The following is a 23214-nucleotide window of genomic DNA, read 5'->3' on the forward strand; positions in this document are numbered from 1 at the left end:
GCCGTACTGGTTTAAAGTTAATCCACTATATTGAATATCGTCAACCTTGTCAGGGGGGGGCTTGATTTTATTGTTCGCTTTGCGCGGCTTTTTTGGCTGCCTTGGCGGCTTTGCGCTGCGCCCGCTTTTCGCTCAATTTGGTACGGTAGAACTGGAGGCGCTGGCGTTTTTTCCACCAAAACCAGGCCAACACCACTGCCAATATACCCAAAACAGTAAAGATACCGGATTGCAGGCTGTGCATTTTTGCCATCAGCCAATCGATGTTGTTCGCGCCGTATTCGCCCAAATAAATCCACACCGGTACGGAAATCAACGCGGCAAGCCCGTCCATCAGAATGAAGCGGGTATAGGAAACTTTGCGGCTGATGCCTGCGGTCACGAAAACGGCGGTACGCAAACCGGGCAGGAAGCGGGCGACGAACAATACCCAGTTGCCGTATTTGTCGAATTTCTCCTGCACCTGCGCGTAACGCTTTGGCGTCATCACGCGGGCAATGGGTTTGAACTTGAGAATTTTCTGCCCCCACACGCGTCCGGCGACAAACATAAATCCGTCGCCCGCCAACACGCCGAGCATACCGACGACAACCATCCAGTGCGAATTGGTGTACCCCAAGCCGGAAATCACGCCGCCTGTCACCAGCGTCAAATCTTCGGGAATCGGTACGCCAAAGCCGCAGATGACCAAAACGAAAAACACGGCTGCGTAGCCGTATTGGACAAAAAAGGCTTCTAAAAAGGCAAACATGGCGTATCCGTCGGTTGTAATGTGGAGGGGAAATTCATTTGAACTGAATGTCGTATTTTACCAAAGATAGGGTCGTCTGAAAGAAATAACAAGGAAGGTTATGAAAATAGGTGTGAACAATATGAATTGATGTGTTTCAGACGACCTCGAATCCTAAAAAACACAATCACAATGGATTAACCTTAAACCGGCATGGCGTTCCCCCGCCTTGCCCTGATTTAAAATCAATCCACTGTACCGCCGTTCCCGCTTGCGTGGAAACGACGGCAGTTCCAAGGTTTGCTAAAAACCTGATTGATTTTTTGACGGCATTACTGCTTGCCGGTGATGGCTGCCGCGATGCGTTCCGCGCCCTTTTTCGCCCAGTCCGCCTGCCGCGCTTCGACCATGACGCGCACGACCGGTTCGGTACCTGATGCGCGCAATACGACGCGGCCTTTGCCTTCGAGCTCTTTTTCTACTTCAGCCAATACGTCTTTCGAGGCTTCCTGCCATTTCTGACCTTTTTGAATGCGCACGTTGATCATGGTTTGCGGATACGGCTGCCAGTCGGCGCAAACGGTGGCAAGGTCTTGGTTCAGGATTTGCAGCGCCGCCAAAACTTGCAGCGCGGAGATGATACCGTCGCCGGTGTTGTGTTTGTCCATGCACAAAATATGGCCGCTGGCTTCGCCGCCGATGAGCCAGCCGCGTTGGTTCAGTTGTTCCAACACATAGCGGTCGCCGACTTTGGCGCGGCAGAAATCAACGCCCTGCTCTTTTAAGGCGATTTCCATCGCCATATTGGTCATGACCGTACCGACCACGCCGCCGATGTTGATGCCTTCGCGGGCGCGGGCTTTGGCGATGACGTAAATCAGGCTGTCGCCGTCGTACACTTTACCGTTGCGGTCGACCATCATCAGGCGGTCGCCGTCGCCGTCCAAAGCGATGCCGTAGTCGGCTTCGTTTTGCAATACGGCGGCCTGCAAGGCTTTGGGATGGGTCGCACCGCATTTTTCGTTGATGTTGTAGCCGTTGGGTTCGTCGCCGATGCTGACGACTTGCGCGCCGAGTTCGTGGAACACTTTGGGCGCAACGTCATAGCCTGCGCCATGTGCGGTATCGACCACCAATTTCAGGCCGCGCAAATCCAAATGGCTGGGGAAGGTAGATTTGCAAAATTCGATGTAACGGTCGTCCGCGCCATTGATACGGCGGGCGCGTCCGAGGCGGGCGGACGGCTGGGTTTTCATTTCCTCATCAATTTTGGCTTCGATTTCCAACTCGATTTCATCGCTCAGCTTCACGCCGCCTTCAGCGAAGAATTTGATGCCGTTGTCGGAATACACATTGTGCGACGCGGAAATCATCACACCGGCGGACAAACGCAGCGCACGGGTCAGATAAGCCACACCCGGCGTAGGCAGCGGGCCGGTTTGGATGACGTTGACACCCGCGGCGGTAAAACCAGCCACCAGCGCGGCTTCAAGCATGTAGCCGGAAATACGCGTGTCTTTGCCGATAAGGACAGTCGGCTTCTGCCCGCCGTCATGCTGCACCAACACCTGCCCCGCCGCATAACCGAGCTTCAATACGAAATCGGGGGTAATCGGAAATTGACCGACTTCGCCGCGCACGCCGTCCGTGCCAAAATATTTTTTTGCCATAAATTTGCTCCGTGAGGATGTTTTTAAAATGAGAATACCCGTGAATGTTATAACGGGCAGTATAGGGGATTTTATGCAAACCTGTTGGGATTTATGTTTAGCGTTATTAGATTGAGCCTGAGCGGTATAGTTTCTTATCTTATCAAAATCCGAAACAAGTTAACCGGATTAAACAAAAGGGTCGTCTGAAACCGTCAAACTTGTTTTCAGACGACCTCTTTATCGCCATTTCAGTGGCTGCCGACATTTCATTTTCAGATGGTTTTTTGCTCCCAAAACAGAAGTTATTAAATGCCGGTAATGCCCAAGGCGTCCCACACTTTCAACGCATCCGCCGTCGCCTTCACATCATGCACCCGAACGATTTGCGCGCCGCGTGCCACGGAAGCCAGCGCCGCCGCCACGCTGCCGTGTACGCGCGCCGCTGCGTCCGCCTCGCCGGTCAGCTCGCCTATCATGCGTTTGCGCGACACGCCGATCAGCAGCGGGAAACCCGTTTCTGCCATCAATTCGGGCAAGTGCCGCATCAGCGCGATATTGTGTTGCAGGTTTTTGCCGAAGCCGAACCCCGGGTCAAGCGTGATGCGTTGCGGGGCGATGCCTGCCGCGATACATTCCGCCGCCCTCTCTTTCAAATACCGCGCCACTTCGCCGACCACATCTTGATATTTCGGATTAATCTGCATGTTTTCGGGCAAACCCTGCATGTGCATCAGGCAAATGCCCGTGTCCGCCTGACGCGCCAGCAATTCGACCGCGCCCTCGTCGGTCAACGCCGCTATATCATTAATAATATCGACGCTGCCGAGCGCCAACGCTTTTTCCATAATCACTGTGCGGCGCGTGTCCAAACTAACAGGAACGCCCCACCCCGCCACTTCCGCCAATACAGGCGCAACCCGCGCCCATTCTTCTTCAGGCGAAACATAATCTGCCCCCGGCCGCGTCGATTCGCCGCCGATGTCGAGAATGTCCGCGCCCTCTTTCAAAAGCCGTTCGGCGTGTGCCAAGGCTGTTTGGGCATTTTGCGAATATACGCCGCCGTCGGAAAAAGAATCGGGCGTCAGGTTGACGATACCCATGATTTTCGGCTTGTCCAAACCGATTTCAAACCTGCCTGCCTGCCAGATGCGCGTGGTCATGATGGTGTTCCGTAAAATAATGAAGACGAAATTATAGGTCGTCTGAAAACATCATGCAGCTTTCAGACGACCCCGTTTTACAAATCCTGCCGTTTAATGCAAAAATCAGGTTTCCCGTCCTAATCCGCCTGACAAAGGAAACAGCCATGTACCGACACGTCGAATATTACCCCGGTGACCCGATTTTAAGTTTGGTCGAAACCTTCAAAAACGACCCGCACCCCGAAAAAGTCAATTTGAGTATAGGCATTTATTTCGACGACGAAGGCAAAATGCCCGTATTGGAATCCGTGAACCGTGCCGAAACCGCCCGCGCCGCCACGCCTGCACCGTCGCCCTACCTGCCTATGGAAGGTTTAAACACTTACCGCAGTGCGGTGCAGCATTTGTTGTTCGGCAAAGACAACCCCGCGCTTGCGCAAGGGCGCATCGTTACCGTACAAACCTTGGGCGGCTCGGGCGCGCTCAAAGTCGGAGCGGACTTCCTGCACCGCTGGTTTCCCGAAGCGCGCGCCTACGTCAGCGACCCGACTTGGGACAACCACCGCGGCATTTTTGAAGGTGCAGGTTTCGAGGTCGGCACTTATCCTTATTACGACCCCGCCACCGTCGGCGTGAAATTCGACGAAATGACCGCGTTTTTCAACACCCTGCCCGAACACAGTATCCTAATCCTGCACCCCTGCTGCCACAACCCGACCGGCGTGGATATGTCGGAACAGCAATGGGACGAAGTGTTGCAAATCATCAAAACGCGCAAACTGATTCCGTTTATGGACATCGCCTACCAAGGCTTCGGCGGCGATTTGGACAGCGATGCCTACGCCATCCGCAAAGCGGTGGAAATGGATTTGCCGCTATTCGTCAGCAATTCATTCTCGAAAAACCTGTCGCTCTACGGCGAGCGCGTCGGCGGCCTGAGCGTGGTTTGCCCGAATAAAGAAGAAGCGGAATTGGTGTTCGGTCAACTCAAATTTACCGTCCGCCGCATCTACTCCAGCCCGCCCGCACACGGCGCCTATATCGCCGCCGACGTGATGAACAGCCCCGAACTTTACGCCTTGTGGCAAAACGAAGTCTATGTCATGCGCGACCGCATCCGTGCCATGCGGCAGAAACTTTACGACGTATTGACCGTCCAAATCCCTGACCGCGATTTCACTTATTTCATCAAACAGCGCGGCATGTTCAGCTACACGGGATTGAGCGTGGAACAAGTCCATAGGTTGCGCGACGAATTTGCCGTTTACCTGCTGGATTCGGGCAGGATGTGCGTCGCCGGGCTGAACGCATCGAATATCGCCTATGTTGCCGATGCGTTTGCCGAAGTGTTGAAATAAAGCGCAAAAAGTAAAAGGTCGTCTGAAACCCGATGTAGTTTTATTTGAAGTAAGTCAAAAGGCCGCCCGAAAAATTTTCATCTTTCAGACGGCCTCTCTATAATTGGCGCACCCAACAGGGATCGAACCTGTGACCTCCAGCTTCGGAAACTGACACTCTTCCAACTGAGCTATGGGTGCGAAGAAGGCGTAAGATTAACGCAAATCCCGCCTGTTGGCAAAGCCTATTATGCAGGATGGCGCAAACAAGACAAATTTGAAGAAAAATCTCATAAAATAATCAACAACATACACAACCCGCCCCTTAACAGGCAGCAAAAAACCGCCGCCTTTGCGTATATTTTCCACAAGAGCGATTGGAAAGCCCTTGTGAATTCAGTATAATCCAGCAAAATATTGTTAACTGCGTTTAACACACCAAACTATAACTCAAAGCACAACCTAACCTAACGGCGAGGCCTACCAAATGAAACAACTCCGCGACTCCAAAGCCCAAGGCTCTGCATTGTTTACCCTTGTGAGCGGTATCGTTATTGCCATTGCAGTCATTTACTTCCTCATCAAATTGGCGGGCAGCGGCTCGTATGCAGACGTTGCCCAATCTTCCGAAACTGCTACCCAAACCCGCATCCAGCCCGTAGGACAGCTTACCTTGGGAGACGGCATCCCGGTAGGCGAACGCAAAGGCGATCAGATTTTCAACAAAATCTGTATCCAGTGTCACGGCGCAGACAAATCCGTCCCCAACGCACCGAAAGTTGAACACAACAGCGACTGGGCTCCCCGTATCGCACAAGGCTTCGATACCCTTTTCCAACACGCTCTGAACGGCTTTAACGCCATGCCTGCAAAAGGCGGCGCAGCCGATTTGACCGACCAAGAACTCAAACGCGTCATCACTTACATGGCGAACAAGAGCGGCGGCACCTTCCCTGATCCGGATGCCGCAGCGCCTGCCGATCAAGCCGCTTCAGGCAATGCAGCCGCCTCCGCACCGGCCGCTGCCGGCTCTGCCCCCGCAGCAGATGCACCTAAAGCCGAAGACAAAGGCGCAGCCGCTCCTGCAGCTTCCGGCGCAGACGGTAAAAAAGTTTTTGAAGCAACCTGTCAGGCATGTCACGGCGGCGCAGTCCCCGGCATTCCCGGCATAGGTAAAAAAGACGAATGGGCTTCGCGTATCAAACAAGGTAAAGAAACCCTGCACAAACACGCAATCGAAGGCTTCAACGCCATGCCTGCAAAAGGCGGCAACGCCGGCCTGAGCGACGATGAAGTCAAAGCAGCGGTCGACTACATGGCAAACCAATCAGGCGCCAAATTCTGATTTGTTCAAGAACGCTATTGATATCCCGTCAAAAACGCACCTTTAAACAAGGTGCGTTTTTTTATGAGTTCCAGGAAATATGTAATCCCCTATCAACGCAGGTTTGGGACAAATAACATCCCCACTTCATTTACGATATATAGTGGCTTAAATTTAAACCAGTACGGCGTTGCCTCGCCTTGCCGTACTATTTGTAATGTCTGCGGCTTCGTCGCCTTGTCCTGATTTAAATTTAATCCACTTTTTATTCATTAACCCGTTCATTCTACCCTGCCTACACAAAACATACTGAGATAGAAAGAACAGCATTAAATTTTCTTTCAATTGGCAGCACAACAAGATTTTCAATTCACGCACATTGTTTATAAAAACCAATCTAAAAAAGGTCGTCTGAAACCTTATTTGGGTTTTCAGACGACCTTTTTTTACTTTTGAAGTTTACTGCTTATTTTGCTGCCGAAGCCGTAGAGGCTGCTTCGGCTTTTGCACCGACAGCTGCATCTTCACCCCATGCAGCAGGATATTTATAGCCTTCGAAGCGTTTGTGCGCATAGGCTTTGAACTCATCGGAGTTATAGGCTTCGGTTACATCTTTGAGCCATTGGCTGTCTTTATCGGCAGTTTTGACTGCTGCCCAGTTAACATAGGCAAAGCTCGGCTCTTGGAACAGGGCTTCGGTCAGCTTCATACCGCTGCTCATGGCATAGTTGCCGTTTACGATGGCGAAATCAACATCGGCGCGGCTGCGTGGCAGTTGCGCGGCTTCAAGTTCTACGATTTTGATGTTTTTCGGATTTTCGGCGATGTCTGCTTTGGAAACAGTCAGCGGATTAACGCCGTCTTTCAACTTAACCCAGCCCAATTCGTTCAACATCACCAGCGCACGGGCGAAGTTGGACGGGTCGTTAGGCGCGGAAACACTGCTGCCGTCTTTGACTTCGTCCAAAGATTTCAGTTTGCCCGGATACAGGCCCAAAGGCGCAGTCGGCACTTGGAAAGTCTCAGTAATGTCTAATTTGTGTTCTTTTTTAAAGTCATCCAAATAAGGTTTGTGTTGGAAAATATTGATGTCCAGCTCGCCTTCGGCCAAAGCAAGGTTGGGACGGACGTAGTCGGTAAACTCGACCAGTTTGACGGTGTAGCCTTTTTTCTCCAGTGCAGGTTGGATTTGATCTTTGACCATGTCGCCAAAGTCGCCGACGGTTGTGCCGAAGACGATTTCCTTTTTCACCGCGCCGTTGTCGGCGGCCGGCGATGCGGCGGATGCGGCAGGTGCGCTGTCTTTTTGACCGCCGCAGGCTGCCAACACAACGGCTAGCGCAGCAGCAGAAAGGGTTTTGATTAAGGTGTTCGCTTGCATATTTTGCTCCTGATTATTTATCGAAACGGTTTTCAGACGACCTCTGTCATCAAAAGATAAGGATTTTAAATCTATTTGGGCAGCTTGCGGACGTTTTTTGCAGAATCAAAATATTAAAAGGTCGTCTGAAACCTGATTTGGGTTTTCAGACGACCTTTTGACAGGTCACCACGAATCGGTTTTTACTTTATAAATCGATGTGTGAAGACAGTACCTGACCGCTGTTGGCATCGACGCGTACCTCGTATTTTTGGATGTTGTTGACGGTTTCCACTTTATAAACCGACGGACCTTTTTTATAGCTCAAATCGGCATCCTTCGCGCGGCCGCCTGTTTTGGCTTCGGCTGCGGCAATCGCCTGTTTCAGGGAAATATTGGTGTTCGGCAGCGGTTGGAGCGGTTTTTTGTCGTAGTCTGGGCGGCTTTCGATGATGTGCCCGTTGGCTGCATCGACGAAGACTTCTTGTTTCTGGTCATCGGTAACTATTTCTACTTTATAGTAGCTCTGGCCGTTTTTGTGGCGGAAATCGACTTCGACGGCGCGGCCCGGAATTTTGGCCACTGCGTAATCGACAGCTTGGGCGGCACTGATTTTGCTACTGGAGAAAGCGGCGGCTTTGGTTCCGGGTATAGCCCCTGCGGCATATGCACCGACACTGGCAGTACCGATGGTCAGAGCGGTTGCGACGGCGATGATGAGACCTTTTTTGCTGAATTTCATGATGTTTCCTTTTTTGTCGGATAAAAATAAAAATGTTTGTGTATTTGAAATCTGCCAACAGTGTCTGCTGGATTGAGCGTATTTAAACAAACCAAACTTAAGCGAACCTTAAGAAAAAGATTTTTCTATAAATTTTATTCAAATTATTGTTTTTATTTTATATTTATTCCTCCAAATTTCTTAAGTTCTACTTAAGCCCAGCCTGTTTTAATGACAGGCCTCAGCCTGAAACCAAGGGTAAAACGGGCAGTCTGCATGATGTTCCATTGCCATCCCGACTTTGGTTTTCAGACGACCCTGCCTTACAATATTGTTTTGAAGCAAGGCAGTACAACAAAACGAGTTTCAAGCCAATCTGCTATACAATCCATATCATATAGAGCCAATTAAAATAGAGGCATCCGGTTTTCGCCATACCTTTTCTTGCGAAGTCGGGAAATGGCGGGGCAGAGCGTCTTGATTTGAATTCACTGCATTTATCCGAACAAACAGGAGTATCTTTATGCGTATCCTGCTGGTGGAAGACGACCCGCACATCGGCGACGGCATTGCCGCCGGGCTGAAAAAGCTCGGTATGGCGGTGGACTGGTTTTCAGATGGCGCTCAAGGACAGTCCGCACCACTGGCTGCGCCTTATGATGCAGCGGTGTTGGATTTGGGTCTGCCGAACATCGACGGCATAGAAATATTGCGGCACTGGCGCAAACAAGGTCTGACGCTACCCGTGCTGATTCTGACGGCACGCGATGCGCTGCCCGACCGCCTGACCGGGTTGAACAGCGGCGCGGACGATTACCTGTGCAAACCCTTTGCATTGGAAGAACTTGAAGCACGGCTGAATGCCTTGGTGCGTCGCAGCCACGGACGCAGCGACAGCGGCCTGACCTTCGGCAGCCTGTATTTGGATACCTCCGCCCAAACCGCCACACTCGGCGGCAAGCCGCTGAACCTGACCGCGCGCGAATGGCGGCTGCTGGAAATGCTGGTCGCCAATCCGAAACACATCATCAGCCGCGCCCATATCGAAGACAAACTATACGGCTGGGATCAAGAAGTTGAAAGCAACGCGGTCGAAGTGCATATCCACAACCTGCGCAAAAAAATCGGTTCATCCGTGATTCAAACCAAGCGCGGATTGGGTTACCAACTCGGAGAAATGCCTTAAGGTCGTCTGAAAACGCAAAAATTGAAGAAACAGCCCCCTTGCACAAAAAGGTCGTTCCATGTTTAAAAAGCTTCCGCCCGAAACTTCTATCCGCAAACGCCTGATACTCTATATCGGCAGCGGACTGCTCTTGGCATGGTTCGCCGCCAACGCTGTTTCACTGGCAATGGCGTTACACGAACTGAATGAATCCGCCGACAGTCAGATGAGCGACCTTGCCCAATCACTGCCCTACATCGAACCGGAAAAAGCCGTGCTGCTGCCTAAAGTTAAAAAAAGCCTGGGCAAAGGCCACACCGGTTTTGCAGAAGACAAACAAAACGGCATTTCCGTCTGGAATGCAGACGGCAGACTGTTGCTCTCAGACAAAAGGGGTAAAGAAATTCCATTCCGCAAAATTTCCGGCTTCACCGACATCGGGAAGCCTTGGCAGGAAAAAAGCTTACGCGTCATCTATTACCACGACGGGAAAACCGGACAGACAGTCGCCGTTGCCCAACCCTGGCGCAACCGCCTTGAAATTTTGTGGAACATTGTTTGGGCGCACCTTGCCGCCTCGCTGCTTGTTCTGCCGCTGATGGTGTTGCTACTGCATCTGGCGGTCAAACGCAGCATCTACCCGCTTAAAGAGCTCGCATCAGAATTGTCCGAACGCCGCGCCGACAACCTTGCTCCCGTCAGCCGAGCCGTACCGCAGGAAACCCAAACCCTGGTCGATGCCCTCAACCGCCTGTTTGCCCGCGTTCAGACCAGCATCGAACGAGAACAACGCTTTACCTCCGATGCTGCCCACGAACTGCGCAGCCCGCTTGCCGCATTGAAAGTGCAGGCCGAAGTCCTCGCCCTCAGCGACACTGCCGAACAGCCCTACCACCTGCAACAAATCCAACAAAGCCTCAACCGCGCCGAACACCTAATCAACCAACTGCTCACGCTGGCACGGCTCGATCCCGAACAAGGCCTGAAAAATACCGCCCCCATCAATTGGGAGAGCCTCAGCAGCCAAGTGCTGCAAAACACCAACCTCTCCGCCCGCGAAAAACGCATCCGCCTCAAGCGCGAATTTCTTGCCGAGCCGCCCCTCCTGCAAGGCGACGACGCGCTACTGCAACTCATGTTGCGCAACCTGCTCGACAACGCTGTGCGCTATTCGCCCGAAAACAGCGAGGTTGGACTGTATTTTCACGCTGACCGTATCGAAGTACGCGACCAAGGCACCGGCATCGCCCCCGAACACCTGTCGCGGATTAAAGAACGTTTCTACCGTCCTGCCGGACAAAATGCCCAAGGCAGCGGACTGGGTTTGTCCATCGCCGAACACATCGCCAAACTCCACGGCCTGACGTTGAAACTTGAAAACCGCGACGGAGGAGGTTTGAGTGCATGGCTGGAGAGAGCCTGACAATAAGTACAAAACAGCAGCTTCCTATATTTGGCAAACGCTTCCCCCAATCACCCAAAGGTCGTCTGAAATTCCTGACAAATCAGGTTTTCAGACGACCTTCTATAATCAATTAAAATAAAAAACACCCAATATCCTTCATTTCCGCGCAGGTAGGAATCCGAATCTGGAGTTTTCAAAAATACTCAAGGATTGCAGCGAATACAATACCTAAACGGAAGGTGCAGAACACTTTTGTTTCTAGCTCTGAAAACAGTTCCGATTAAATAATCAGCCTTCCTACCCTCGACACCTTGGGTTTATCAAACTCTGCATCCTTACAAGAAACACACCTTTAAAAACATAGAAATATTCAAACCAAGCATACGGCAAAACTAAAAGGTCGTCTGAAAGCACGGTTCTGACAAAATCAAAACCGCCCGTTTCCAGACGACCTCTTGCCCCATCAGGCGTATTTCAACTAAACAATCAAATAGAAAAGTCCTCGACTACTGGAGTATAAAGCGTTCTATCGACCACTTCACGCGTCAACTTAGGCGCGAACAATTCTATAAAATCATATGCATACCCCCTAAGATAGGTATCTTTCCTAACGGCAATCCAAGTTGGAGACGACTCAAACAAATGCGAGGCATCCACTAATTCCAGATCCGTGTCATTCTCAGGATCGTAAGCCATCTTCGCCATCAACCCGACACCAAGACCCAAACGGACATACGTCTTTAAAACATCCGTGTCCGCTGCCGACAACACAACATCGGGCTGCTCTAATCTGGCTTTATTAAAAGCCCGGGCAATACTACTCCCCTGATTGAACGCAAATTCATAAGTAATCAAGGGAAAAGAGGCCAAATCCTCAATACTCAAAGGATTTTTACAATCCAACAAAGGATGTTCATGCGGCACGATAACCGCATGATTCCATTCATAACAAGTTAATTTACCCAACTCCGGATGCTCATCGATACGCTCAGTTACAATCGCAATATCCGCCTCTCCGTTACTAACCATCTGGGCGATGGCCGCAGGACTGCCCTGCTTAATAGTCAGTGTTACCTTCGGATAACGTTTGACAAATTCCGCCACAATCAAAGGCAGGGCATAACGTGCCTGCGTATGAGTCGTCGCAACAATCAACGAACCACTGTCATGATCAGTAAACTCACTGCCTATATTTTTAATATTCTGCACATCGCGCAAAATCCGTTCTACAATTTCCAACACAGCCTTGCCGGGCTGCGACACAGAAACCACGCGTTTGCCGCTGCGGATAAAAATCTGTATGCCCAACTCCTCCTCAAGAAGCCTGATTTGCTTGGAAATACCCGGCTGGGAGGTAAAAAGGGCTTCAGCAGCTTCAGACACATTCAGATTATGCCGGTACACCTCCAATGCATACCGTAATTGCTGTAATTTCATAAACGGCTCGTGTTCTATATATTTGTATGATTTGTGCGACAAATGGCAGACAATTTAACATATTTTTCCTAAATTGTCGGCAGCACCCTCACCTCAAATAAAAACTTTTGTTTTAAATAGTACTATACAAACCGATTATCGAAACCAACATTTCCCTCAGTACAAACTGTATCCTTCATACAACAACAAATGTCAACAAACTCCGATTTACCCATAAATAAATGACACAAACTTGATTTTTAGGCATGATTCGAAGCTAGGAAGCAGGCAGTTTCATGATTGTATGAGGCATTGAGTATTGACAGTAGGCACCATGCTTCTTTATAGTGCAAACTGATATATCCGATTTGCCGCTGCTTAGTATGCTGCGGCCTGTATATTGGTAATTTGCAGCGGTTCTTAAACACCCGCCGCATAACAATTTAGATGAGGGAATAAAATGACCAAACAGCTGAAATTAAGCGCATTGTTCGTTGCATTGGTTGCTTCCGGCACCGCAATGGCAAGCGAACCGCATACCAAACACGGCTACACCGTAAGCAGCCAGTCTCAAGAAGTTGTCCGCAACAACTATGGCGAATGCTGGAAAAACAGCTATTTCGACAAAGAAACCCAAGGTCGTGTCGAATGTGGCGACCGTGAAGCAGTAGCCGCAGTCCAACAAGCTCCAGAATATGTTGATGAAACCGTATCTCTGTCTTCTAAAACACTGTTCGGCTTCGATAAAGACAACCTCCGCCCTGAGGCTCAAGAGAACCTGAACGCATTAGCCCAACGCCTGAACAATGAAAATGTTCAAACTGTGCGTGTCGAAGGTCACACCGACTTTATGGGTTCAGAAGAGTACAACCAAGCTCTGTCCGAACGCCGTGCAAACGTAGTTGCCAACTACTTGGTTGGCCGTGGTATTCCTTCCAGCAAAGTTTCCGCTGTAGGTCTTGGCGAATCTCAAGCTCAAATGACTGCCACTTGTGAAGCAGAAGTAGCAAAACTGGGCAAAAAAGTATCCAAAGCCAAAAAACGTGCTGCTTTGATTGCATGTATCGAACCTGATCGTCGTGTTGACGTGAAAATCCGCAGCACTGTTACCAAACAAGTTGCCCCAGGCCAAACAATTGAAGGTCAAGGTGAACGTCCTGCAGTAGATGAAGGTTGGATTCCTTCTCCCTACAACGGTGTACACGGTTACGCCAAACCTTAACTAAATTCAGTTTTAATTCAAAACCCCGCCTCTGCGGGGTTTTCTTATATTTTTATTTTCTCCTCTACAAATTAAGAGACTTTTTATCCCCTCTTACACCCACCTCTATAAATAATCAAAAAAATCAATAAACAAAACTTAATGAAAAACAAATAAAAAAGTATCCTAAGATTACTCAGGATACCCTCTTCAAGTCTCATATCATCAAGTAAAATTACTTAACCTCTATCTTTTCTACTCCGCCCATATAAGGCTGCAAAGCAGCAGGAATATTGATGCTGCCGTCGGCGTTTTGATGGTTTTCCAAAACAGCAACCAAAGTACGGCCGACTGCCAAGCCGGAGCCGTTTAAGGTGTGTACCAAGCGGTTTTTGCCGTTTTCGTCTTTGAAACGCGCCTTCATGCGGCGGGCTTGGAAATCTTCGCAGTTGGAGCAGCTTGAGATTTCGCGGTAGGTGTTTTGCGCGGGAACCCAGACTTCCAAGTCATACGTTTTGGTCGCGCCGAAGCCCATGTCGCCGGTACACAGCGTAATCACGCGGTAGGGCAGTTCCAAAGCCTTCAGGATGTTTTCGGCATGGCCGACCATTTCTTCCAGCGCTTCGTATGATTTTTCGGGATGAACGATTTGCACCATTTCTACTTTATCGAATTGGTGTTGGCGAATCAGACCGCGCACGTCTTTGCCGTATGCGCCTGCTTCGGAGCGAAAACATGGGGAATGGGCGGTCAGTTTCAGCGGCAAATTGCCTTCCGCCAAAATGCTGTCGGCAACGGTGTTGGTCAGCGTCACTTCGGCGGTCGGAATCAGATATTGTGTTTTTTTGCTCTCGTCACCGCCGCGGGTAACATGAAACAAATCTTCTGCAAATTTAGGCAGTTGGCCAGTGCCTTGCAGGGTAGTGTCGTCCACGATGTAGGGCGTGTAATGCTCGGTGTAGCCGTGTTTCAGCGTGTGCGTATCGAGCATGAATTGCGCCAGCGCGCGGTGCAGACGGGCGATTTGACCTTTCATGACGGTAAAGCGCGCGCCGGAGAGTTTCGCGCCGCCTTCGAAATCCAAGCCCAAAGGTTCGCCCAAATCGACATGGTCTTTGATTTCAAAGTCAAATTCGCGCGGGGTGCCGACTTTGCGGACTTCGACGTTTTCGGTTTCGTCTTTACCGACGGGTACACTTTCGTGCGGCAGGTTGGGTATGCTCAACAGCCATGCGTCCAATTCTTTCTGAACGGCATCCAAATCGGCGGCGGCCTGCTCCAAATCGGTTTTTGATGAATTAACAATTGTTGTCCCATCTTTCACAAGAACATCGATAACGCCATCCTGCCGCACAATATATTCTGGCTCATCACTGTTGATTTTTTTGATAAATTCACTTGCACCAACTACAATACCTGCACCCAATAACGCTGCTTGAAATTTCGAGCCTTCTTTTGCCACAGATCCTCCAACTAAAGCACCTATCAAAGCCAAAGCAAGGGTCGGAGTATAATCGGGGGATTTTTCTAGTTTCTTTTGTTCAGAGCGTAATCCGCCAATATCTTTAGATACGGCATTTCTTGTGGCTTGTAGATCTTCCACTTTAATCTGCAACTGACGTCTTTTTTCTTCAAGCTCATTGAAACGTGCGGTATCAAACTCGTAACCGCGCTGCGCCAAACGTTCAGCGACGGCTGCGGTGTGGCTGCGGAGCTGTTGGATGTCTAACATTTTGTTATTCTCTCGATAGAATTCAGAAATGGCATTATTGTAAACCAAATCGCCAATCTTTTCATGACAACACTTTTATTCAAAAACCCCTTTCTTACATATCATCCATTGCAGAAAAAGCAAGAATGGGATAGAATCCATCGTTTTGTCAAACCTTGCCTTTTGCTTTCGCATGGCAAAAGGCTGTATTTAATCATCCATAAGGAGATAACATGCGTCATTATGAGATCGTGTTTATCGTTCATCCTGATCAAAGCGAGCAAGTGCCTGCTATGGTTGAACGTTACAAAACCATGATTGCCGAAGCCGGCGGCAAAATCCACCGCTTGGAAGACTGGGGCCGCCGTCAACTGGCTTACCCGATTAACAAAATCCACAAAGCACACTATGTTTTGATGAACATCGAAACTACTCCTGAAGTAGTTGAAGAGCTGGAAACCGCTTTCCGCTTTAACGATGCCGTACTGCGCCATCTGACCATCAAAACAAAACATGCTGTAACCGAAGCCTCTCCTATGCTGAGCGGCGAAAAAGCAAAAAACTTGCTGAACGGTGCGGCTGAAGAAGTTGCAGCAGCTGAATAAGATTGGATAATCTTACAAAGCTTACCGCCCTGATTTACAAGGTTGAATCCTTGAGATATACGCCGGCAGGAATCCCTGTTTTGGATATTATGTTAAAGCATGAATCTTGGCAGGAAGAAAACGGGCAAAAATGCTTGGTCAGTTTTGAAATTCCCGCACGTATTTTAGGTAAGCAGGCTGAAGAATGGCAGTATCGGCAAGATACGATGGTTGAAGCAGAAGGCTTTCTCGCACAGCGAAGCAAACGCTTCCCAAGGCCGATACTCCGCATACAGAACATTAAAGAATATAAAGGTTAAACGACAATGGCTCGTCAATCATTCAAACGTAGAAAATTCTGCCGCTTTACGGCTGAAAAAATCCAAGAAGTCGATTACAAACAAGTTGATCTGCTGAAAGACTTCATTTCTGAAAACGGCAAAATCATCCCTGCCCGCATCACTGGCACCAAAGCGCATTACCAACGCCAATTGGCTACTGCAGTCAAACGCGCCCGCTTCTTGGCTCTGTTGCCTTACACCGATCAACACAAATAATTTTGGAGTTTAAATCATGCAAATTATTCTGTTAGAGAAAATCGGCGGTTTGGGCAACCTGGGTGACATCGTTACCGTGAAAAACGGTTACGCCCGCAACTTCCTGATTCCTGCCGGCAAAGCCAAACGCGCTACTGAAGCCAACATGAAAGAATTCGAAGCACGCCGTGCCGAATTGGAAGCCAAACAAGCCGAAATCTTGGCCGATGCTAAAGCACGTCAAGAAAAACTGGACGGTCAAACCATCACTATCGCTCAAAAAGCCGGTGTGGACGGTCGTCTGTTCGGTTCCGTTACCAATGCCGACATCGCTGCTGCGATTGTTGCTTCAGGCGTTGAAGCTGCAAAATCCAACGTCCGCCTGCCTAACGGCCCTCTGAAAGCCGTAGGCGAGTACGAAGTTGAAGTGGCTCTGCACACTGACGCTGTTGCTGCGATTACCGTTGCTGTTGTTGCGGCTGCCGAGTAATAGACAGTCTTAAAAGGTCGTCTGAAAGGGAATGGAATGTATATTCCTACCGTCTTTCAGACGACCTTTTTGCATAATTAAGACTGCTTCCTTAGTGACTATAAATCCAGATATGAAAAAACTTATTCCTTCTCTTGCGATATCAACTGCGTTGCTGCTTGTTGCTTGCAATACAACCAAAACAAACGTTGAGTCTGCTAAAACGGTTGAGCCGATCAATCAAAGCAAAAACCAGCGTCCTGCTTTTGATTCTGCTGCGGAATCGGTTGCCAGCAGCGGCTTTAATGCCAATACCAATGTCCGCCAGTTTATCCGTTATGAAGCGGCGAAAAAGCAGTTTACAGAAGCCGAGCTGCAAAACTTTTTCAATGGCGTGGTTTACAAGGGCAATATCATCAATATCATGTACCGCCCGTCAACTTCTCGCCCTTGGTATGAATTCCGCACGGGCAACTCCGGCGCGACGAAATTTAACGGCGGCAAACAGTTTTACGCCGCCAACCGTGCCGTTATCGATGATGTAGCACGCAAATACGGTGTACCTGCCGAGTTGATTGTAGCGATTATCGGCATTGAAACCAACTACGGTAAAAACACGGGCAGCTTCCGCGTTGCCGATGCTTTGAGTACCTTGGGTTTTGATTATCCGCGTCGCGCCGAGTTTTTCCAAAACGAGCTGATTGAGCTTTTGCTGATGGCGAAAGAAGAAAAAGAGAACGTTTTTGACTTCAAAGGCAGCTATGCGGGCGCAATGGGGATGCCGCAATTCATGCCTTCGAGCTATCGCAAATGGGCGGTCGATTATGATGGCGACGGACACCGCGATATTTGGAACAATATCGGCGACGTTGCCGCTTCTGTTGCCAATTATATGAAGCAGCACGGTTGGAAAACAGGCGGCAAAATGATTGTTCCCGTCAATCTGACGATTACGCCTGATTTAAAAGCCATCATTGATGAAAAAACCGCATTGAATCGTACCGTTGCGGATTTCAAAGCAATGGGTGTGGTTCCGCAAAAAGCGGTTGCCGACAATGAGAAAGCCGTTTTGTTCAGCTTGGAAACCAGTCCGGGCGTATTTGAATATTATCTCGGTCTGAATAATTTCTATACGGTTTGGCAGTATAACAACAGCCGGATGTATGTTACCGCCGTGCGTGATATTGCCAATGCAATCAACAACAACGGTTTGTAATGTTCAAAAACCACCTTCTCCAAGGTGGTTTTTTATTTGAGGGCCTGAAACAAATCCACTCCAAATTCAAGCAATCAAACGGATTTTCATGCCGTAACGCTTTTTGCCATGTCCCGATACAAACTGCCCACCGCGCGCAGGCGATAAAAAGGCGTTGCCTTCGGCGGTAGGCTCTGCGCAGGTGTATTGTCCGTTTCGGTCGCTCCAAAGCGCATAAACGGGCAGGTTTTGTGTTCGGATGTCGAGTTTCAGTCCGTCAAACGCAACATGTGTATCCGACGGCGAGGCAACAAATTCCGTGTGTGCAATATAGTCGGCGTCGTAGGGCGCGCCGTTGAAATCGAATTGGGTGCCGACGACGGGGAAATAGGGATGGAAACCGGGCGAAGTGCGCACGGGCGCGTCGCCGTAATTGCAGACGGTCAATGTAGCGACTGCTTCGTTTTCGTTTGGCAGGCTGTAATCCAGCAGCCATTCGACGTTTTCGTAGCCCTTTGCCGTGCTGATCAATCTCAAGCCGACATCCGATTCGTTTTGATAACGGATTTGCCAAGTAGAGGTTCTGCCGAAACCGTGTTGCGCCAAATGGTTTTTACTGTCCGGCCCAAACTGCGGCAGGCAGACGTGCATCCCGCCGCGTAATTTTGTGTCAGTACCGACTTGGACGGTGGTTTTCGGGAATAACACTTTCCGACCGTGTAAAACCAAGTTGTCCACATATGCGCCCAGGGTGTTTATCTGCATGGATGCGGAATGGTTTCGTAAGATGATTTCAGACATAGTGATTTGTTCTTCAAGATATTTTAGATTTTGTAATATTCTAACGATTATACACGCGCCTTTCCCGATATGCAGACAGAAAATCCTTAATAAAAATCAAAAAAATGCTAAAATACCCGTCATCTTCCAAGGTCGTCTGAAAGGCGTTCAACCACTTTTCAGACGACCTTCCGATTTATTTCCAGCAGAGAAAACCTTATGGCTTATCAAGTTCTTGCCCGCAAATGGCGTCCGAAAACCTTTGCCGACTTAGTCGGTCAGGAACACGTCGTCAAAGCCTTGCGCAACGCGCTGGATGAAGGCCGCCTGCACCATGCCTACCTGTTGACCGGTACGCGCGGGGTGGGGAAAACCACCATCGCCCGTATTCTGGCGAAAAGCCTGAACTGTGAAAACGCGCAACACGGCGAGCCTTGCGGCGTGTGCCAAAGCTGTACGCAAATCGACACCGGACGCTACGTTGACCTGCTGGAAATCGACGCCGCCTCCAATACCGGCATCGACAACATCCGCGAAGTATTGGAAAACGCCCAATACGCGCCGACCGCCGGCAAATACAAAGTCTATATCATCGACGAAGTGCATATGCTCTCTAAAAGCGCGTTCAACGCCATGCTGAAAACGCTGGAAGAGCCGCCCGAACACGTCAAATTCATCCTTGCGACCACCGATCCGCACAAAGTCCCCATTACCGTTTTGAGCCGCTGCCTGCAATTTGTCTTGCGCAACATGACTTCGCAACAGGTTGCCGACCACCTTGCCCATGTTTTAAACAACGAAAACATCGCCTACGAACCCGCCGCCCTGCAACTTTTAGGCCGTGCCGCCGCAGGCTCGATGCGCGATGCCCTGAGCCTGCTCGACCAAGCCATTGCCATGGGTTCGGGCAGCGTTGCCGAACAAGACGTCCGCCAAATGATAGGCGCGGTGGACAAGCAATATCTGTACGAACTGCTGGCGGGCATCGTCAACCAAGACGGCGAAGCCCTGCTGGCGAAAGCGCAGGAAATGGCGGCGCGCGCCATCGGCTTTGACAGCGCGTTGAGCGAACTTGCCATGCTGTTGCAACGCCTCGCCTTGATACAGGCGGTTCCTTCCGCTTTGGCACACGACGACCCTGAGCGCGAAACCCTGTTGCAACTGAGCCAGGCACTCAGCGGCGAACAAATCCAGCTTTATTATCAATGCACTATCCACGGCAAACAGGATTTGAGCCTTGCGCCCGACGAATACGCCGGCTTCGTCATGACCCTGCTACGTATGCTTGCGTTTGCGCCGCTGGCAGCGGATGCGCACGACGTTGGCGGACATATCGAAAATACTGAGCTGCATTCTGCCGAAACGGGTGTCCGTACCGCAAAAAAGCCTTTGCAACTTCCCCAGTCTGAAGCCGCCAAACCGCCCGTTCAGACGACCCCTGCGCTTGCCACGTCGTCTGAAAACAAGGTTGCCGAACCGGTTTCGACTCAAGGAAACAACGACGTTCCACCTTGGGAAGACGCGCCGAGCGATGTGGAAACCGTATCGGACACGCCTGCGCAAACGGCGGATGCGAGCGTTCAGACGACCTCTGACGCAGCAGAGACAAACACTCCGTCCGCAAACGAAGCAGAAACGCCGTTTCAGACGACCTCTCAAGCCGAAACGTCGTCTGAAAATCAAGTTTCCGATTACGGGGCAGCAAACAACGACACCGAGACTTTCTTATCTGAGACGTCGTCTGAAAACCCCATTCAGACGACCCCGATTGAAGAAGCCGTGGATGCAGAATCGTTTGCGCATGAAGCTTCCGCAGAGCCTTTCTACGATTACGGTTCGCCCGAGCATGACTATCCCGTAGCAGACAGCGCTGAAATGCCACCGCCGCCGGACTGGGAGCACGCCGTCCCTGCCGATACGGCAGAAGCAGAATCGGAAGCCGAAGAAGACGGCGACGACGAAGAAGACACGCAGTTCGCCCCGCTGCCCGATTTTTCCACCGAAAACTGGGCGGCAATCGTCCGACATTTCGCCCGCAAGCTCGGCGCCGCGCAAATGCTGGCGCAACACGCAGCATGGACGCACTACGACGCAGACAGCCATCTTATAATGCTGTCGCTGACTGACGAAGCCCGCGCCACCGCCAACAAAGAGCGGCTCGACAAAATCAAAAACACGCTTGCCGAAGCCTACGGCCTGCCGTTGAAATTGCAAACCGAACCGTGGCGCGACGACGCGGGTTGGGAAACCCCGACCATGCGCCGCCAACGCCTCCAGCTTGAAGGCAGACAGCAGGCGCAGGATTTGCTCGAAGCCGACGAAACCGCGCGTCAGGTTTTAAAAGTTTTCGAAGCCCAATGGCAGCCCGATTCTTTGGAACTGGCGGAGCAGGCGGAATAACGGCATCGAAAACTTCCGTTTCCCTTCGGATACATAAACATTCAGGTCGTCTGAAAACCATCAACCCGCTTTCAGACGACCCTTCCACACCAAACGGTATGACCCCATAACCTTAACGATTCAACCACAGGAGTTTTAAATATGTTCGGAAAAGCCGGATTAGGCGGCCTGATGAAACAGGCGCAGCAAATGCAGGAAAACATGAAAAAAGCGCAAGCGAAACTTGCCGAGACCGAAGTAGAAGGCGAAGCAGGCAACGGCTTGGTTAAAGTCGTGATGACCTGTTCCCACGTCGTCCGCAAACTCGAAATCAGCCCCGACCTGATTCAAGAAGCCGCAGACGACAAAGAAATGCTCGAAGATTTGGTGCTCGCCGCCATCAATGCCGCTTCTGAAAAAGCCGAAGAAACCACCAACAAAACCATGGGCGCATTCACCCAAGGCTTGCCAGCAGGCATGGGCGACTTCTTCCGCTAAACCCGCGCCGCAAAGCAAATAAAGGTCGTCTGAAACGCCAAAAAGCAGTTTCAGACGACCTTCGAATTATCGGTTTGACAAATAGACACCCGTCCAATATTTTCAGACGACCCCTGCCCGCTTTGGTAAAATACAACCATACAATCAACCGCCCTCTTCCACCATTCCCCAGCAACGCCAACTGCCCATGACCAACCAGCGCATCAACCACGAACCCGTCTTCCTGCTTGCTTCCGCCCCTTGGCGCGAGAGCAGTTTGTGGGTGGAAGTGTTCAGCCGCCGTTACGGGCGCGTGGCTTTACTGGCGAGAAGTGCGCGCAAGCGGCAGAGCGAGTTGCGCGGCGTGTTGGTGCCGTTTGTACCGGTCAGCGCCTCTTGGTACGGTTCGCAAGAGTTGAAAACGCTGCATCGTGCAGAGTGGATAGGCGGCTGGCCGCAACCGCAAGGCAGGGCTTTGTTCAGCGGCTTATATATCAACGAACTGATACTTAAGCTGACGGCTCGCGAAGACCCGATACCCGAGCTTTACGACGCGCTGGAAGCGGTCATGCGGGCGGTATGCGGCGAACGCAGCCATACCGCCGCGCTGCGACGCTTTGAATGGACTTTACTCAGTCGCTTGGGATTCGCGCCCGATTTGTTCCACGATGGCAACGGCGAAGAAATCCGCGCCGAAGAAACCTACTGGCTGACGCCTGAAAACGCGGTTGTCCCGATCGAAGAAGCTGAACGCTTCAATCCGCGCAACCATGGTGTTGCCGTCAGCGGCGACATCTTGATTCAGTTGCGCGAAGGCGATTTCACCCACCCCGAAAGTCTCGGACAGTCGCTAAAAATCACGCGCCTGCTGATTGACAACCTCCTGCCCGAAGGCATTAAATCCAGACAGGTTTTGCAACAGCTCCAGCAATTCAGTTTCGGCGTTTAATCCTTTTCAGACGACCTTTTCATTTCGATTTTTTTCTCTTAGTTTCATTCTGATGCGGAAAATCAAAAGCATACCGCGCACATCAATCCGCAATCTCCGCAAACTTGCCCCAATTTGCCAACACATACGCCACAGCCGCCGCCATATCGTCGTCCGCGATTTCGTAATATTCGCCGTCCAATTCCTCAAAATCGGGAAACTTAGCACGAATCTCATCCAAAGATGCCCCGCTGTCCGCCATTTCCTCGATTTTTGCGCCGTCCCGCCCGTATAAAGTCTTCGCCTTATCCAAAATCTTAGGCGTCGGTTTAATCCGCCAGCGGCGCAGGCTGTCGGCGACGGGGTTATGGAACACATATTCGCCATAACCCGCCGCAATCAGTTGCACAAAGCCGCCCTCCTGCACTTGGCTGTCCAAATAGCAGTAAGCCGTCAGCGTGTGCTGCTCGTCGTTCAAACACCGCATTTCCTCATCGCCTGCCGCATCCGTATAATCCAAATACGCCGCGCTCAATGTGTAGAGAAATTCTGCGGCGTCTTGAGGGTTCAAATCATCCTGCCGAAAAAGTGTCGTCATGTTAAAGCCCGTTTGAAAATAAAGTGGATTTAAAGCCGATTCATCATAAAAACCGCATTATAGTGGATTAATTTTAAACCGGTACGGCGTTGCCTCGCCTTAGC

22 protein-coding genes, 1 tRNA gene and 1 pseudogene are annotated in these 23214 nt (G+C 50.6%); 13 read left to right on the forward strand and 11 right to left on the reverse strand.

Annotated features, from left to right (window positions below):
- Positions 1–67: 67 nt before the first annotated feature.
- The 3 genes from HMPREF3066_RS05790 to folP all read right to left on the reverse strand — a co-directional run bounded on the left by HMPREF3066_RS05790 (position 68) and on the right by folP (position 3542).
- The gene (locus HMPREF3066_RS05790; protein WP_039407448.1) at positions 68–751 is read right to left on the reverse strand and encodes a DedA family protein; all 684 of its coding nucleotides are present in this window, start codon (positions 749–751) and stop codon (positions 68–70) included.
- Positions 752–1062: 311 nt separating this feature from the next.
- Positions 1063–2400, reverse strand: a complete 1338-nt coding sequence (glmM, locus tag HMPREF3066_RS05795; RefSeq protein ID WP_003743468.1) for a phosphoglucosamine mutase — start codon at positions 2398–2400, stop codon at positions 1063–1065.
- A 287-nt stretch (positions 2401–2687) separates the two neighbouring features.
- On the reverse strand, positions 2688–3542 hold the full coding sequence (folP, locus tag HMPREF3066_RS05800) for a dihydropteroate synthase (RefSeq protein WP_070441125.1): 855 nt from the start codon (positions 3540–3542) through the stop codon (positions 2688–2690).
- 146 nt (positions 3543–3688) lie between these two features.
- On the opposite strand from folP, the gene HMPREF3066_RS05805 reads away from it, so the two are divergent.
- Positions 3689–4882, forward strand: a complete 1194-nt coding sequence (locus tag HMPREF3066_RS05805; protein WP_070441128.1) for an amino acid aminotransferase — start codon at positions 3689–3691, stop codon at positions 4880–4882.
- Positions 4883–4986: 104 nt separating this feature from the next.
- Here HMPREF3066_RS05805 and HMPREF3066_RS05810 read toward each other — a convergent pair.
- Positions 4987–5062 (reverse strand) — tRNA-Arg (locus tag HMPREF3066_RS05810).
- A 286-nt stretch (positions 5063–5348) separates the two neighbouring features.
- Between HMPREF3066_RS05810 and HMPREF3066_RS05815 the strand changes: the two genes are divergently transcribed.
- Positions 5349–6206, forward strand: coding sequence for a c-type cytochrome (locus tag HMPREF3066_RS05815; protein ID WP_070441131.1), 858 nt, complete (start codon positions 5349–5351; stop codon positions 6204–6206).
- 125 nt (positions 6207–6331) lie between these two features.
- Here HMPREF3066_RS05815 and HMPREF3066_RS13535 read toward each other — a convergent pair.
- The 3 genes and pseudogenes from HMPREF3066_RS13535 to HMPREF3066_RS05825 all read right to left on the reverse strand — a co-directional run.
- Positions 6332–6448 (reverse strand): annotated as a pseudogene (locus HMPREF3066_RS13535) (IS5/IS1182 family transposase); the annotation flags it as partial.
- Positions 6449–6651: 203 nt separating this feature from the next.
- Positions 6652–7566 carry a MetQ/NlpA family ABC transporter substrate-binding protein gene (locus HMPREF3066_RS05820; RefSeq protein WP_070441134.1) on the reverse strand — a complete coding sequence of 305 codons (915 nt, stop codon included), beginning with the start codon at positions 7564–7566 and terminating at the stop codon, positions 6652–6654.
- A 187-nt stretch (positions 7567–7753) separates the two neighbouring features.
- Positions 7754–8287, reverse strand: coding sequence for a PepSY domain-containing protein (locus HMPREF3066_RS05825; protein WP_070441137.1), 534 nt, complete (start codon positions 8285–8287; stop codon positions 7754–7756).
- Positions 8288–8789: 502 nt separating this feature from the next.
- Between HMPREF3066_RS05825 and HMPREF3066_RS05830 the strand changes: the two genes are divergently transcribed.
- Together HMPREF3066_RS05830 and HMPREF3066_RS05835 are read left to right on the forward strand one after the other, a co-directional pair.
- Complete coding sequence (locus HMPREF3066_RS05830) at positions 8790–9452, forward strand: response regulator (protein ID WP_060974960.1); 663 nt, start codon at positions 8790–8792, stop codon at positions 9450–9452.
- Between the two features lie 58 nt (positions 9453–9510).
- Positions 9511–10854 carry an ATP-binding protein gene (locus HMPREF3066_RS05835; RefSeq protein WP_070441140.1) on the forward strand — a complete coding sequence of 448 codons (1344 nt, stop codon included), beginning with the start codon at positions 9511–9513 and terminating at the stop codon, positions 10852–10854.
- A 468-nt stretch (positions 10855–11322) separates the two neighbouring features.
- Here the strand turns inward: HMPREF3066_RS05835 and HMPREF3066_RS05840 are convergent, their stop codons facing one another.
- Positions 11323–12273 (reverse strand): CysB family HTH-type transcriptional regulator, encoded by a 951-nt coding sequence (locus tag HMPREF3066_RS05840; protein WP_070441143.1) that lies wholly within the window; start codon positions 12271–12273, stop codon positions 11323–11325.
- Positions 12274–12712: 439 nt separating this feature from the next.
- Here HMPREF3066_RS05840 and HMPREF3066_RS05845 point away from each other — a divergent pair, with 439 nt between their 5' ends.
- Positions 12713–13474, forward strand: a complete 762-nt coding sequence (locus HMPREF3066_RS05845) for an OmpA family protein (protein WP_039410658.1) — start codon at positions 12713–12715, stop codon at positions 13472–13474.
- A gap of 214 nt (positions 13475–13688) precedes the next feature.
- Here HMPREF3066_RS05845 and serS read toward each other — a convergent pair whose 3' ends face one another.
- A complete protein-coding gene (gene serS, locus HMPREF3066_RS05850) occupies positions 13689–15185 on the reverse strand; it encodes a serine--tRNA ligase (RefSeq protein WP_083286410.1) in 1497 nt (498 codons plus the stop codon).
- Positions 15186–15397: 212 nt separating this feature from the next.
- On the opposite strand from serS, the gene rpsF reads away from it, so the two are divergent.
- From rpsF to mltB, 5 genes are all read left to right on the forward strand, one after another.
- Positions 15398–15769 (forward strand): 30S ribosomal protein S6, encoded by a 372-nt coding sequence (gene rpsF / locus HMPREF3066_RS05855; RefSeq protein ID WP_070441146.1) that lies wholly within the window; start codon positions 15398–15400, stop codon positions 15767–15769.
- Between the two features lie 2 nt (positions 15770–15771).
- On the forward strand, positions 15772–16068 hold the full coding sequence (gene priB / locus HMPREF3066_RS05860; RefSeq protein ID WP_003757378.1) for a primosomal replication protein N: 297 nt from the start codon (positions 15772–15774) through the stop codon (positions 16066–16068).
- A 6-nt stretch (positions 16069–16074) separates the two neighbouring features.
- Complete coding sequence (rpsR, locus tag HMPREF3066_RS05865; RefSeq protein ID WP_003678863.1) at positions 16075–16305, forward strand: 30S ribosomal protein S18; 231 nt, start codon at positions 16075–16077, stop codon at positions 16303–16305.
- Between the two features lie 16 nt (positions 16306–16321).
- Complete coding sequence (rplI, locus tag HMPREF3066_RS05870) at positions 16322–16774, forward strand: 50S ribosomal protein L9 (protein WP_003743490.1); 453 nt, start codon at positions 16322–16324, stop codon at positions 16772–16774.
- A 112-nt stretch (positions 16775–16886) separates the two neighbouring features.
- Positions 16887–17969: a lytic murein transglycosylase B gene (gene mltB / locus HMPREF3066_RS05875; protein WP_003757382.1), complete on the forward strand. Its 1083-nt coding sequence runs from the start codon at positions 16887–16889 to the stop codon at positions 17967–17969.
- Between the two features lie 66 nt (positions 17970–18035).
- Here the strand turns inward: mltB and HMPREF3066_RS05880 are convergent, their stop codons facing one another.
- The gene (locus tag HMPREF3066_RS05880) at positions 18036–18749 is read right to left on the reverse strand and encodes an aldose epimerase family protein (RefSeq protein WP_070441149.1); all 714 of its coding nucleotides are present in this window, start codon (positions 18747–18749) and stop codon (positions 18036–18038) included.
- Between the two features lie 198 nt (positions 18750–18947).
- On the opposite strand from HMPREF3066_RS05880, the gene dnaX reads away from it, so the two are divergent.
- The 3 genes from dnaX (at position 18948) to recO (ending at position 22533) form a co-directional block, all read left to right on the forward strand.
- The gene (gene dnaX / locus HMPREF3066_RS05885; RefSeq protein ID WP_060974955.1) at positions 18948–21128 is read left to right on the forward strand and encodes a DNA polymerase III subunit gamma/tau; all 2181 of its coding nucleotides are present in this window, start codon (positions 18948–18950) and stop codon (positions 21126–21128) included.
- 141 nt (positions 21129–21269) lie between these two features.
- The gene (locus HMPREF3066_RS05890; RefSeq protein ID WP_003678854.1) at positions 21270–21605 is read left to right on the forward strand and encodes a YbaB/EbfC family nucleoid-associated protein; all 336 of its coding nucleotides are present in this window, start codon (positions 21270–21272) and stop codon (positions 21603–21605) included.
- 187 nt (positions 21606–21792) lie between these two features.
- Positions 21793–22533 (forward strand): DNA repair protein RecO, encoded by a 741-nt coding sequence (gene recO / locus HMPREF3066_RS05895; protein ID WP_060974954.1) that lies wholly within the window; start codon positions 21793–21795, stop codon positions 22531–22533.
- 82 nt (positions 22534–22615) lie between these two features.
- Here the strand turns inward: recO and HMPREF3066_RS05900 are convergent, their stop codons facing one another.
- On the reverse strand, positions 22616–23110 hold the full coding sequence (locus HMPREF3066_RS05900) for a DMP19 family protein (RefSeq protein WP_060974953.1): 495 nt from the start codon (positions 23108–23110) through the stop codon (positions 22616–22618).
- Positions 23111–23214: the final 104 nt, after the last annotated feature.

Origin of the sequence: Neisseria sp. HMSC03D10, assembly GCF_001807625.1 — a bacterium.
Taxonomy (GTDB): domain Bacteria; phylum Pseudomonadota; class Gammaproteobacteria; order Burkholderiales; family Neisseriaceae; genus Neisseria; species Neisseria mucosa.

Coding starts and splice junctions, on each gene's coding strand:
- HMPREF3066_RS05815 (WP_070441131.1), top strand. CDS start 5,349: ATGAAACAACTCCGCGACTCCAAAGCCCAAGGCTCTGCATTGTTTACC.
- serS (WP_083286410.1), bottom strand. CDS start 15,185: ATGTTAGACATCCAACAGCTCCGCAGCCACACCGCAGCCGTCGCTGAA.
- rpsF (WP_070441146.1), top strand. CDS start 15,398: ATGCGTCATTATGAGATCGTGTTTATCGTTCATCCTGATCAAAGCGAG.
- HMPREF3066_RS05890 (WP_003678854.1), top strand. CDS start 21,270: ATGTTCGGAAAAGCCGGATTAGGCGGCCTGATGAAACAGGCGCAGCAA.
- rplI (WP_003743490.1), top strand. CDS start 16,322: ATGCAAATTATTCTGTTAGAGAAAATCGGCGGTTTGGGCAACCTGGGT.
- HMPREF3066_RS05840 (WP_070441143.1), bottom strand. CDS start 12,273: ATGAAATTACAGCAATTACGGTATGCATTGGAGGTGTACCGGCATAAT.
- HMPREF3066_RS05825 (WP_070441137.1), bottom strand. CDS start 8,287: ATGAAATTCAGCAAAAAAGGTCTCATCATCGCCGTCGCAACCGCTCTG.
- HMPREF3066_RS05880 (WP_070441149.1), bottom strand. CDS start 18,749: ATGTCTGAAATCATCTTACGAAACCATTCCGCATCCATGCAGATAAAC.
- rpsR (WP_003678863.1), top strand. CDS start 16,075: ATGGCTCGTCAATCATTCAAACGTAGAAAATTCTGCCGCTTTACGGCT.
- dnaX (WP_060974955.1), top strand. CDS start 18,948: ATGGCTTATCAAGTTCTTGCCCGCAAATGGCGTCCGAAAACCTTTGCC.
- HMPREF3066_RS05805 (WP_070441128.1), top strand. CDS start 3,689: ATGTACCGACACGTCGAATATTACCCCGGTGACCCGATTTTAAGTTTG.
- HMPREF3066_RS05820 (WP_070441134.1), bottom strand. CDS start 7,566: ATGCAAGCGAACACCTTAATCAAAACCCTTTCTGCTGCTGCGCTAGCC.
- HMPREF3066_RS05790 (WP_039407448.1), bottom strand. CDS start 751: ATGTTTGCCTTTTTAGAAGCCTTTTTTGTCCAATACGGCTACGCAGCC.
- glmM (WP_003743468.1), bottom strand. CDS start 2,400: ATGGCAAAAAAATATTTTGGCACGGACGGCGTGCGCGGCGAAGTCGGT.
- HMPREF3066_RS05835 (WP_070441140.1), top strand. CDS start 9,511: ATGTTTAAAAAGCTTCCGCCCGAAACTTCTATCCGCAAACGCCTGATA.
- mltB (WP_003757382.1), top strand. CDS start 16,887: ATGAAAAAACTTATTCCTTCTCTTGCGATATCAACTGCGTTGCTGCTT.
- HMPREF3066_RS05830 (WP_060974960.1), top strand. CDS start 8,790: ATGCGTATCCTGCTGGTGGAAGACGACCCGCACATCGGCGACGGCATT.
- HMPREF3066_RS05900 (WP_060974953.1), bottom strand. CDS start 23,110: ATGACGACACTTTTTCGGCAGGATGATTTGAACCCTCAAGACGCCGCA.
- recO (WP_060974954.1), top strand. CDS start 21,793: ATGACCAACCAGCGCATCAACCACGAACCCGTCTTCCTGCTTGCTTCC.
- folP (WP_070441125.1), bottom strand. CDS start 3,542: ATGACCACGCGCATCTGGCAGGCAGGCAGGTTTGAAATCGGTTTGGAC.
- HMPREF3066_RS05845 (WP_039410658.1), top strand. CDS start 12,713: ATGACCAAACAGCTGAAATTAAGCGCATTGTTCGTTGCATTGGTTGCT.